The following is a 12,068-nucleotide window of genomic DNA, read 5'->3' on the forward strand; positions in this document are numbered from 1 at the left end:
CCCAGGGACGTGATCGTTGAGTACGGGGGGTCCGGGTACGGGAGACGATGCGGAGCCGTCCGGTGCGCCCGATTCGGCGCCGGGCGCTGATGCCGCTGGATCGCGGTCGGCCGCACCGGAATCCGCACCGGGCGTCGTACCTTCGGCACCGGCCGCCGGTGCAACCGGGGCGGGATCAGAGCCGAGTCCAGCCGACTCCGCGGCAGCTCCCGGCTCCGCAGGCATCGAATCAGAAACACCCCCACCGGTACCGCCGGGCACCGAACCCCGTCGGTTCGGAACACCGCCGCGAGCGGGCAGCATCCAGCGCCAAGAGCCCGGAGTAACCCAACCGCGTCCGCCGACGGTGGCCGAGGCGCGGGCGCGGGACAAGGCCCGCAAGCGCGCCGAAGAGGCGCAGCAGGCGGCCGCGGCCGCCGCCGCGCACAAGAAGCGCACCCGCAAGCGCGTGCTCATCGGCGGTGTCGCCATCGTCGGTGTCGCGGGATTGGTCGGCGGTGGCTACCTCGCCTACAAGGCGCTGACCAAGCCCGACGAGGTGACCGCGTACTGCACCGTGATCGATCAGAACGGTCAGGAGATCGTCACACCCGACGACCAGTGCGAGACGGCCTCGAACGCCGTCGGGTCCGGGGCGGGCGGCGCGCACCTGCTCAGCAACGGGATATTCATCTACAACGGCAGCCAATACCGCTACTACTACGGCGGCAACAATACCGTCGGCAAACCGCCGACGGGCGGAACCACGGTGCAGCCCAAGGGCGCTCAGATCACGACCAAGAGCGGCAGCACCGTTACCCGCGGCGGTCTCGGCACCAGTAGCAAGAGCGGCGGCGGTGGTTCGTAATGCGGCGAGTACGGAGTGCCCCACGAGCGGGGTGGCAGCAGATCATCGAAGGGCAAGGGCTGGTCTACGGCGCACCGGGACGGGATGCGAGTGGTCTGCCCCGGCCGTACTGGGACGAATCGGTGCACTACGAATTCGAGATGTCGGAGATTCTCGCGCTGGAGGCCGATGTCGAATTGCTGCATTCGATGTGCCTGAATGCGGTCGAGCATGTGGTGCTCACCGAGCGATACAAGGATTTCGGTCTGCCCGAGTGGAGTTGGGGGCCGATCGCCGAATCATGGCGGCGCAGTGACCCCCATGTCTACGGGCGCTTCGATCTGAGATATGACGCGCGCCGTCCCGCAAAACTGTTGGAGTACAACGCCGATACGCCGACGTCACTGCTCGAGGCCGCAATTGTGCAGTGGCACTGGCTGACCGCGCTGTATCCCGATGGCGATCAGTGGAATTCACTGCACGAGAAGCTGGTCGAGCGCTGGACCGAGCTGCGCGACATCCTGCCCTCGTCGCAACTGCACTTCACCTGGTCCGGGGCGGATGCCACCGGCGAGGACAATGTCACCACCGCGTATATGCAGGAGACCGCCGCCGAGGCCGGATTCGACACCATCGCGCTGCCCATCGAGGAGGTCGGATTCGATAGCGAGCTGGAGCGTTTCGTCGATCTGGCCGACGGCTCGATCGATGCGATCTTCAAGCTCTATCCGTGGGAGTGGGTGCTCGACGACGATTTCGGCAAGCGGGTGGTCGCGAGTCTGCCGCAGACCATGTGGGTCGAACCGCTATGGAAAACATTGCTCAGCAATAAGGCGATTCTCGCGGTGCTGTGGGAGATGTACCCCGGACATCCGAATCTGCTGCCCGCCTACCTCGATCAGCCCAATGAGCTCACCGAATATATCCGCAAGCCGAAACTCGGGCGCGAGGGCGCGAATATGACCATTGTCGGCGCGGGGCTGGAGACCGCGACGGGCGGGGTCTACGGCGAAGAGGGTTTCGTCTACCAATTGCTGGACCCGCTGCCGGAATTCGACGATATGCGTCCCGTTCTGGGTGCTTGGATCGTGGGTGACAATGCGGCCGGACTTGGCATCCGCGAGACCGCGGGATTGATCACCGACGATGGCTCCGCCTTTGTCCCGCACCGCATTACGCAATAAGCCAGCACGCGACCTCACCTCGGAAGGATCACGATGACCGCAGTTGCCCTTGAATCGGGTTACTGGAACTCGCTCGGCACCGGCGTCGGAGCCATCATCCTCTACGCCATTGTCGGCTTGGCCCTTATGCTCGTCGGCTTCTACGCCATCGATCTGACCACACCCGGCAAACTGCGCGCGCTGGTCGCCGCGGGTAAGCCCAATGCCATTATTGTCACCGCCGCGGGCATGGTCAGCATGGCCCTCATCGTGGTGCTCGCGACCTACGCCTCGGCGGGCAAACTGTCCGAGGGGCTCATTGCCGCCAGCGTCTACGGGTTGGTCGGCATTGTCGCGCAGGTGATCTCGGTCCGGGTCATCGAGCGGGCACTCGGCATCGATATCGGTGCGGTGCTGGCAGCCGATGCCTACACCACCGAAGTTCTCGTGGTGGCGGCGGCGCACTTCGCGCTCGGTCTGGTCGTCGCCTTCGCCATTCTGTAGTTCGGTCCGCTCGGTCGCGCGAGTACGCCGCTGACAATCGGCGACCGGCCTGCGGTCCAGCTGTATCGGGCGCAGTCGGATTACTTCTGCGACATCGCATTCGAGGTGGCTGGGAATCTGCAGTCCGGCCTGGCAGCGGGAACGGTGACATTCGAGGCTTCGGTGCACGAGAACGGTCGGCGGCCCGAATTACGTGCGGAGCTGAAGCGCGTAGCGAATGCCGTGGTAGGGGCTGTTCCTCCTGGTAGATGACGCATGCGCCGTGGGGTGGTCAGTTGTCGTAGGAGGCGACGCCTACGGGGCCGACGCCGATGCAGAGGTCGAGGCCGGGGGTGCGGGGACTGATTCGGAGGGTGGAGCCGCTGCCGGTTACGCGGATGTAGACGGTGTTCAGGCCGGTTCGGACGGGGGCGGGGACTGGGGCGCCGTGTTCGAAGGAGACGGTTATGCGGTCGTCTCGGTTGGCGAGGTAGTTGAGTTGGACGGTCCATTCGTGTTCGAGCATCGGGCCGTCGAGCGGGATGTCGGTCGGTTGGGGGCCTCGAACGCGGTAGCCGCAGTTGGGGTCCGGGCCGGGCAGGATGCTGCGGTTCCACCAGACGGCCGCTTCGACGATCGTGCCGCTGTCGGTGATCATGCGCAGATGTGTTGTCGAATCGGCGAAGGTGGTGCCGGACGCGAGCGGTGCGAGGACGCGGCTGGTCAGATTCTGGGGGTATGTCGTCGGGTTCAGGACCGTCCACGGCACTTCCTGTTCGAGCAGGGGTGCGCCGTCGGAGTGGGCCAACGCCGACTTCACGTTGGTGACATAGGTTTTGGTCGGGTTTATCTGCCATGAGCGCACGAACGTGGTTGTGGACCAGAGGCTGCTCACGAGGAACAGCACCGTCAGTGCGGTAGTGGTGCGCGGACCGAGCCGCAACGCGTAGGTGCGGCCACACAAGCTGGACAACAACATACGGGCGCGGCCACGTGGCCAGAAACGCGAGAGGTGCGCGTCGGCGTCAGGGCCCGGAACCAACACGGGCGCCTGGTCACGCAACACGGGTACGTTGTCACGCGGGCGGGCACGCAACGCGTCACGCGGGCGGGCACGCAACGCGTCACGCGGGCGGGCACGCAACGCGTCACGCGGGCGGGCACGCAACACGTCACGCGGGCGGGCACGCAATATCAGTGCACCCGCCGCGGTCAATACCACCGCCATATCGGCGAAGTAGCGCAGGGACTGCAGCAGTTCGCCCGCGGTATTCGGCCCACTGCGGACCAGCGCCACCGGCACTTGGGCCACCAGCACATACACCGCCGTCGCCACCCACACCGGCCCGATACGAAGCCGGGCACGTATCGACAGCACCGCCAGGGCCGACAAACAGACCCACGCGAACACCACCGCCCAGCCCGGCGGATTCGCCCACGGCGTCGACGGCAGCCAGCGCTCCCAGCTCCACGGCCCGCCGAACAGTGTCGGCACAATGCCCAATGATGTTGCGCCGGGCAGTAACTCGCGCAGTTCCCCCGGACTGCTGTGCAGCGCCGAAACATTCACGACCGTGAGATATCCGGCCAGCCAACAGAGCATCACCACACCGGATCCGGCCCAGAGCGCCGCGCCACGCCGCACAACCACGCGGATCGCGGATCCGAGACCATCGACGTGGCGGGTGAGTACGGCAACGGCGAAGGCGGCAAACGGGACGATTGCCGACTTCTCGAAGAACAGCAGCGCTACTGCGAAAACCACGGTCCCCGACAGCGCGTACCGGCGCCGACCGCTGTCGATCAGCCGCACCGCATCGCCGATCACCCAGGCGAGGGCGAATTGCAGCGGCAGCGCATTGAGGGCGGCGGCCCACCATGCGTATGCCGGCAGTGTCAGCGGGCAGAACAGGTAGAACACCAGCGGAACCAGGATCGACCAGCGCGCGCCGACCAGCACGATCAGCATCCGGAGCACCGCCACCGACGCCCCGAGTTGCAGGATCAGCAGCGACAGCACCGGCCCCGCCCAGGTCAACGGCGCCACCGCGGTCACCACCCAGGCCGTGGCGAAGGCCAGCGGCATGAAATGTCCATCGTGGTTGTACAGCAGCAGATCCGTCGACCAGAGCGGATAGGTTCCCGCGCGGCCGACCAGAATGAGGTCGTCCCAGTAGAAGTAACCGCTATCGGCCACCCAATAGCGAACTGCCAACTGCAGCAGGATGAGACATCCGGCCGCGACGACAACCGGCCGGACCGGCCCGATCATTCGCGAGGTCTGCGGGGACGGGACGTCGGCGCGCTCCGGGCGGGCGACGGTGTCCATGACATCCCACCGTAGCGTCGCCGGGCTGGCGAATCCCGATCAAACGCCGAGTGCGCGGGCCAGATGCGGCCAGGAATCGTGCAGGTCGGTCTCGAACTGACCCCAGGTATGTGACCCTTCGGGCCGGTTGACGTGGACGACCGGTAGCCCGAGCTCGTGGAGTCGGTCGGCGAACGCGTCCGTGCACGAGCTGGCGATCGCCTCGATCGGCGGGAAGCCGAGCCCGCCCTCATCGATCGGGCCCGGGGTGCCGGTGGCGGCCGACAGGTAGATCGTCTTGCCCGTCAGCGCGGCGGCATTGGTGAATGCGTCGTGCACCCGCCAAATTCCTTGGCCCAGCTCGCCCCACATATTGACCGGATTGGCGCCACCGCGGATCACCTGCGCACTGATCATCGCCACCCCGAGCGCGTCCGAGGTCCACGGGCAGCCGCTGTAGGCCGCCACCGCGCTGTACACATCGGGTGACTGAATCGCCAGGTCGACCGCGGATCCCGCACTCATCGACACACCCGCGATCGCATTGCGACCGGTGCTGCCCAGCCGGGGGTCGAGGACCGCGGGGAGTTCCCGGGAGAGGTAGGTCTGCCACCGGTTGCGGCCGACCGCCGGATCGTCGGTGAGCCAGTCGGTGTACATGCTGTAGGCCCCGCCGATCGGCATCACCACATTGACATGCTTGTCCGCGAAGAACTGCCGGACATCCGTATCGTCCCACCACGAGATGCCGTCGGTGCCACCGCCGATACCGGTGAGCAGGTACAGCGTCGGTGCCGGACCGCCCGCGGCCCGGATCACCCTGTTGCTCACCACTCGGTCCATCGCCGGCGAATAGATATCCACCCGCGATACCGATCCATCCAGCGGACCCTCATCGACCACCTGCGGCGCCGCGACGGCAGGGCGAACGGTCAGAACAGAAATCGCGAAACCGGCCACCAGCACACTCACGAGCGAGGCCAAATACTTTGAAGCCCTCACGATTCCGTAATACCACAGCGGATCGATGCGCAAACCCGATGTGCGACACCATCATCCGTGTGACACAGCTGAAGGCTCGAGCAGTGCCCGGCTGCCGACCGCGACCGCACGTCAGTTGGTGTGGCGCCCGAATCGGCCGGATTCGAAACCGGCCAGCATCCGGAAGGCGAGCACCGCACCCCACGGGCCGATGACCCAGATCGGCCACGGGTAGGTGAATTCACCGACGCTGATCGAGATCGCGCCCCAGATGGCGAGCACCAGCACGCTGACGCCGAGCCACGATGTGCCTTCGATCTGCTGCCAGATCGGGAAGCGCGCGGTCGAATTCTTCTGTACTGCGGACTCTTTCGGCAGTTTCGGCAGATCCGACAGCACCAGCTGCAGATCGTCGCGCACTCCGGTCTCGTAAACGCGGGCGACACGCTGATCGTATTCGGCGAGGTCGATCCGACCATCGGCCATATGTCGCCCGAGCAGCCGCACAACCTTCTCGCGCTCCACATCGGAGGCCCGAGTACCAGGCGAGATTTCCATGTCCAGGTCCTAACAGCTAGATCCATATTCCACATTGGAAGGTGAAATCAGAATGCACCCTCCATTGTGGAATGTCAAGCCCGTTTCGGGCGCAGCGCATCAGTGCGATGTCAGAACCCGATCCACGCCTGCCCGGGTCAGGGCCTCCCGGGTCTGTTGGCCACCGGGCAAGCCGCGTTCGCAGGCCCGGCCGATGTGGGGTCTGGGCGGTGGATGGCGAGATTTATCTGCGGCGACGGCGTTCGGGTGGTTCGGTCCATCGCTGGCTCTGCGATTCGGACGTGTGCGGCGATTCGGGGTTATTGGCGCCCGATAGGGCATGACGGTGTGCCCCGGAGTTTTGGTTTCGGGGACGCGGCGCGATGTTGCGGTGGTGCGCGTCCGGTGTCTCGGGCCAGTTGCCACTTGGGGTTTCGGTGTTGCGAGGGTGTGAGTCGTCGCGGCGTCGGCTTGGTGGGTCCGCGCGGCGATCGTTCGATGGCACGTAGCCGGGTGTGTCCGATCGCGCATGGCGGGACGCCTGGGGTTGGTTCCGGTGGTCGCTCGGCGATACGTCCCACCCGTCGCTCGGTGGTTCGTTCCAGCGGGCGCTCGGCTGCGCCTCCCACCGGTCACTCGCCGGGGCATCCGAGTGAGAGTTCGGGGGTGCATTCCAGCGGGCGCTCGATGGTTCGCTTCGGTGGTCGCTCGATGGTGTGTCCCGGTCGCTGCTCAGCGGTGCGTCCCAGCGATCGCCGAGTGCTTCGTTGTGGCGGTCGCTCGATGGTGCGTCCCAACGGTCACCAGGCGGTTCGTGCCAGCGGGTGTTGGGTGGCTCGTCGAAGTCGTCGTTGAGTGGTGCGTCCCAGGGGTCGCTCGCGGGTGCGTATCGCTGGGTTTTCGGCGGCTGGTTGCGTCTTCGTGCTGGGAGTTCGCCGCGGCGTGCGGCCGGTTGGTCGGCGCGGTCATCGGCCGAGGGGGTGGAGCGGCGTTGGTCGGCGAGGGCTCTGCGGCGCGTGGGCGTTGGTGCGCTTTGTTCGGGTGCTGGCTCGCGGCCGCGGCCCGAACGTTCGGGCCGATCGTGGTCTGCGGCGCGGGATCGTCGGTGTGGCGATGTGGTGCGTCGGGTGCTCGTCAGTTCTTGTGGTCCGGTGGATTCGCCGAACGGTGGGGCGTCCCGATCATGGTCGGCGATTTCGGGTTCGGGCTTGATGACGGGCAGGACGCGAGTGATGCGGCTGGAGGAGTCGCCGCGTTCGCGGAAGGCGGCGGGAATGCCCTGGTTGTGCAGCCAGGCGCCGGGGTCGTAGCGATCCCGGCGATCCCAGTGCGGAACCGTGCACTCCAGGAGTTCCAGCAGGTCACCCTTGCCGCCGAGGGCGGCGCGGATGGCGGGAAAGGTACCGGCGCGGAAGGCCCAGTCCCATTCGTACGCGGGGTGGGTCCCGGTGGAATCGTGGCCGTGGAAGACCAGGTCGCCGGAGCGGGTGATGCGGGCGCGCACCGATATGCCATCGGATTCGATGAGGAAGCCGCGGATTTCGGTGCGGGCACGGAGTACCGCGTGGTCGGCGGCGCGCACCTCGAACCAGGCGGTTATCAGGCCGGTCAGGGCGAGCGCGGCGGCGATGGCGAGCTGGGTCCACACATCGGAGAGATCGCTTTTCCGGCTGACCTCACATGCGTAGAGAAAGACCAGACTGCCCGCGACCAGCGTGGCGATGCGGGTCAGCCGCAGCGTCGTCGCATGACGGACCAGACCGAGTACGGTGCTGGTCTTGGCCGATGGCATGCGCTGCACTCCCCGACGAACGTTTCCCTGGCGAATCAGACTGGATCGTATGCGTCCCGGGAGTTCGGCGATAGCGCAAGCGCAATCGATGCAGGATCGCCCGCCGCACCACCGCAAGCCCGTGCCCGAGCAAACCCAGCGCACATTGAAATACTGGATATCGCGGGGCGAGTCGATACCCTACGAGTGTCCAGGGTGGGGCACCGATAGCATGGCTGGTCGCTCCATGGGACGACGTATGTCCGACCACCGCGCACGGAAGGGTCGTCGAATTTGCACCTGAAGAGTCTGACGTTGAAGGGATTCAAGTCCTTCGCGTCCGCGACGACCTTGCGCTTCGAACCGGGCATCACCTGTGTGGTCGGCCCGAACGGTTCTGGCAAATCCAATGTCGTCGACGCGCTCACCTGGGTGATGGGCGAACAGGGTGCGAAAGCGCTGCGCGGCGGCAAGATGCAGGACGTCATCTTCGCCGGTACCTCCGGCCGGGCGCCGCTCGGGCGCGCCGAGGTCACGCTGACCATCGACAACTCCGACGGTGCGCTGCCGATCGACTACGCCGAGGTTTCCATCACCCGGCGCATGTTCCGCGACGGCGCGGGGGAATACGAGATCAACGGCAGCTCCTGCCGTCTGATGGATGTGCAGGAACTGCTCAGCGACTCCGGCATCGGCCGGGAAATGCACGTCATCGTCGGACAGGGCCAACTGTCCGCCATCCTGGAATCGCGCCCCGAGGACCGCCGCGCCTTCGTCGAGGAAGCCGCCGGTGTGCTCAAGCATCGCAAGCGCAAGGAGAAGGCGGTCCGCAAACTGGAGGCGATGCAGGCCAACCTCGCCCGCCTCACCGACCTCACCACCGAACTGCGCCGCCAGCTCAAGCCGCTCGGTAGACAGGCCGAGGTGGCCCGCCGTGCCCAGACCGTGCAGGCCGACCTGCGTGACGCGCGCCTGCGCCTGGCCGCCGACGATCTGGTCACCCGGCGAAACGAGCTGGAGAGCCAGCAGAGCAAAGAGGCCTACGCCCGCGAGCAGCAGATCACCGTGCAGACCGAACTCGACGCCGCGAATGCCGCACTGGCGCAGCAGGAGTTCCAGCTGTCCCGGCTCACCCCGAGCGCCGAGGCCGCCGCGCAGATCTGGTTCCAGCTGTCCGCACTGGCCGAGCGCGTCAATGCCACCATCCGCATCGCGGGCGACCGGGCCCGCAACCTGCACACCGAACTGCCTGTCGGCAGCGGCCGCGATCCCGAGCAGCTCGAGGCCGAGGCCGACCGCGTGGAGGCCGAGGAGGCCGAATTGCGCGAGGCCGTCGAGATCGCGGCCGAAACCCTGGAGGCGGCACGCGACGCACTCGCCGAACGCGAGCAGGCCGCCAAGGCCGCCGAACAGGCGCATCTGGCCGCGGTGCGCGCCATCGCCGACCGGCGCGAGGGGCTGGCCCGGCTCTCGGGTCAGGTCGAGACCCTGCGCACTAGATCGCAGTCGGTGGATGCGGAGATCACCCGGCTGACCGTCGCGATCGGTGAGGCCCGGCAGCGCGGCGAGGCGGCCCAGGCCGAATTCGATACCGTCCAAGGCGAACTCGGTGAACTCGAGGCCGGTGAGGCGGGTCTGGACGCCCAGCACGAGCATGCGGTGCAGGCGCTTGCCTTGGCCGATCAGCGCGTCACCGAACTGCGTGCACAGGACCGCGACGCCACCAAGCGGGTCGCCTCGCTCGGCGCCCGCATCGAAGCGTTGGGCATGGGCCTGGCACGCAAGGACGGCGCGGCCTGGCTGGTCGAGAATCGCGCGCAGGGACTGCTCGGTCCGCTGTCCGGGCTGATTCGGGTGCACGGTGGTTTCGAGGCCGCGGTCGCGGCGACCCTCGGCCCACTCGCCGACGCCGTTGCCGCGGACACCGGAGACTCCGCCCATGCCGCGGTGCGCGCGCTGAAGGAGGCCGACGGCGGTCGCGCCGCGCTCGTGTTCGATGCCCACGGTGGTTCGCTGAGGTCCAATGGTGCATTGCCCGGTGCGGCCCGCTGGCTCGCCGACGTGGTGGACGGCCCGGATAGCGTGCGCGGCGCCATTGCCGCTCTGACCGCCGGTGTCGCGGTGGTCGACGATCTCGCCGCCGCAGCCGAACTGGTCCGCGCCCGGCCGGAATTGCGTGTGGTCACTCGCGACGGCGATCTCACCGGAACCGGTTGGGTGCTCGGCGGATCCGATCGCGCACCGAGTCAGCTGGAGATCCAGGCCGATATCGACGCCGCCAAGGCCGATCTGATCGCCGCCCAGCGCCGCGCCGAGGAACTCGAGGCCGCTCTCTCCGGTGCGCTGGCCGAACAGGCCGACCGCAAGGATGCCGTCGACCAGGCGTTGCTCGCACTACACGAATCCGATCAGGCCCTGGTGGTGATCTACGACCGGCTCGGCAGGCTCGGCGAGGTGGCGCGCACCGCCCAGGCCGACGTCGACCGGCTCACCGGTCAGCGCGCGGAAACCGAATCGGGTCGGAACGAGGCGCTGGCGGCGCTCGCCGATCTCGAAGAACGGCTGCGCCGTACCGAACTCGAATCCGATGTCGACGACGGTATGGGCATGGCGGGTACCGAATCGGCGGGTCGCGACCGGGAGGAGGCCGCCGCCGCATTGGCCGAGGCCCGATCCATGGAGGTCGAGGCCCGCCTCGCGGTGCGCACCTCCGAGGAGCGTGCGGAATCGGTTCGCGGCAAAGCGGATTCGTTGCGTCGCGCGGCCCGTGCCGAACGCGAGACCAGGGCCCGTGCCGAACGTGCCCAGGCCGCGCGCAAACAGGCCGCCGCCGTCGCCGCCGCCGTTGCCGAATCCGGTGCGAAGGTCGCCGCCGAACTGGAATCTGTTGTGGCCCAAGCGGGTGCGCGCCGCGACGAACTGGTGCGTCGCCGCACCGAATGCGCCGCCCAGGTCGAGCAGGTCAAGGAGCGGGCCCGGGCGCTGACCACCCAGCTGGCCCAGCTCACCGACGCGGTGCACCGCGACGAGGTCGCCAAAGCCCAAGCGGCACTGCGTATCGAGCAGATCGAGGCGACCATCGCCGAACAGTTCGGCATCGCGCTGTCGGATCTCATCGCCGAGTACGGTCCGGATGTGCCGCTGCCGCCATCGGATCTGGAGTGGCAGGAATACGAGCAGGCCAAGGAGCGCGGTGAGCAGGTCAGTGCGCCCACGCCGATGCCCTATGACCGCAAGACCCAGGAACGCCGCGCCAAACGCGCCGAGAAGGATCTGACCACCCTGGGCAAGGTGAATCCGCTTGCGCTGGAAGAGTTCGCCGCACTCGAGGAGCGCTACAACTTCCTCGCCACCCAGCTCGAGGACGTCAAGAGCGCGCGCAAGGATCTGCTGGATGTGGTAGCCGATGTGGACGCGCGCATCCTGCAGGTTTTCACCGAGGCGTATGAGGATGTCGAACGCGAATTCGTCGGCGTCTTCGCCAAGCTGTTCCCTGGCGGCGAGGGCAGGCTGGTACTCACCGACCCGTCGGACATGCTGACCACCGGTATCGAGGTGGAGGCGCGCCCACCCGGCAAGAAGGTCAAGCGGCTGTCGCTGCTATCAGGTGGCGAGAAGTCGCTGACCGCGGTTGCGCTGCTGGTGGCCATCTTCCGCGCCCGACCCTCGCCGTTCTATGTGATGGACGAGGTCGAAGCCGCGCTGGACGATACCAACCTGCGCCGCCTCATCGGCCTGTTCGAGCAGCTGCGCGAGAAGAGTCAGCTGATCGTCATCACTCACCAGAAGCCGACCATGGAGATCGCCGACGCCCTCTACGGCGTCAGCATGCGCGGGGACGGCATTACCCAGGTGATCAGTCAGCGCCTGCGCGGGGAGAATCTGGCCGCGGTGGGTGCGGCGGCGGGCTGAGCGGGGCAATCGGCGCATATCTGCGGGGTGGAAGCACGGCGTTACGGGGTGGTCGAACGATTGATCGGGCCGAATTGCTAACAAAGC

General features: G+C 67.1%; 8 protein-coding genes. 4 read left to right on the forward strand and 4 right to left on the reverse strand.

The annotated features are described in order from the left end of the window. Positions 1–16: 16 nt before the first annotated feature. Genes ABZ293_RS05205 through ABZ293_RS05215 form a run of 3 tightly spaced genes read left to right on the forward strand, consistent with a single transcriptional unit; the run spans position 17 to position 2,493 of the window. The gene (locus ABZ293_RS05205) at positions 17–847 is read left to right on the forward strand and encodes a hypothetical protein (protein ID WP_355177430.1); all 831 of its coding nucleotides are present in this window, start codon (positions 17–19) and stop codon (positions 845–847) included. Continuing rightward, positions 847–2,010: a glutathionylspermidine synthase family protein gene (locus ABZ293_RS05210; RefSeq protein ID WP_355177432.1), complete on the forward strand. Its 1,164-nt coding sequence runs from the start codon at positions 847–849 to the stop codon at positions 2,008–2,010. Before ABZ293_RS05205 ends, ABZ293_RS05210 begins: the two co-directional genes overlap by 1 nt. Positions 2,011–2,043: 33 nt before the next feature. Continuing rightward, positions 2,044–2,493 (forward strand): DUF350 domain-containing protein, encoded by a 450-nt coding sequence (locus ABZ293_RS05215; RefSeq protein WP_355177434.1) that lies wholly within the window; start codon positions 2,044–2,046, stop codon positions 2,491–2,493. 271 nt (positions 2,494–2,764) lie between these two features. Here ABZ293_RS05215 and ABZ293_RS05220 read toward each other — a convergent pair whose 3' ends face one another. The 4 genes from ABZ293_RS05220 to ABZ293_RS05235 all read right to left on the reverse strand — a co-directional run bounded on the left by ABZ293_RS05220 (position 2,765) and on the right by ABZ293_RS05235 (position 8,090). Then, the gene (locus tag ABZ293_RS05220) at positions 2,765–4,801 is read right to left on the reverse strand and encodes a hypothetical protein (protein WP_355177436.1); all 2,037 of its coding nucleotides are present in this window, start codon (positions 4,799–4,801) and stop codon (positions 2,765–2,767) included. 39 nt (positions 4,802–4,840) lie between these two features. Beyond that, positions 4,841–5,782 carry an alpha/beta hydrolase family protein gene (locus ABZ293_RS05225; RefSeq protein WP_355177438.1) on the reverse strand — a complete coding sequence of 314 codons (942 nt, stop codon included), beginning with the start codon at positions 5,780–5,782 and terminating at the stop codon, positions 4,841–4,843. A gap of 111 nt (positions 5,783–5,893) precedes the next feature. Beyond that, positions 5,894–6,319, reverse strand: a complete 426-nt coding sequence (locus ABZ293_RS05230; RefSeq protein WP_355177440.1) for a DUF1707 domain-containing protein — start codon at positions 6,317–6,319, stop codon at positions 5,894–5,896. A gap of 223 nt (positions 6,320–6,542) precedes the next feature. Next, positions 6,543–8,090: a hypothetical protein gene (locus ABZ293_RS05235; RefSeq protein ID WP_355177442.1), complete on the reverse strand. Its 1,548-nt coding sequence runs from the start codon at positions 8,088–8,090 to the stop codon at positions 6,543–6,545. Between the two features lie 273 nt (positions 8,091–8,363). On the opposite strand from ABZ293_RS05235, the gene smc reads away from it, so the two are divergent. Next, entirely contained in the window at positions 8,364–11,981 is a 3,618-nt protein-coding gene (smc, locus tag ABZ293_RS05240; protein WP_355177444.1) for a chromosome segregation protein SMC, read from the forward strand. Positions 11,982–12,068: the final 87 nt, after the last annotated feature.

This window comes from Nocardia sp. NPDC005998 (assembly GCF_040614395.1).
Lineage (GTDB): Bacteria > Actinomycetota > Actinomycetes > Mycobacteriales > Mycobacteriaceae > Nocardia.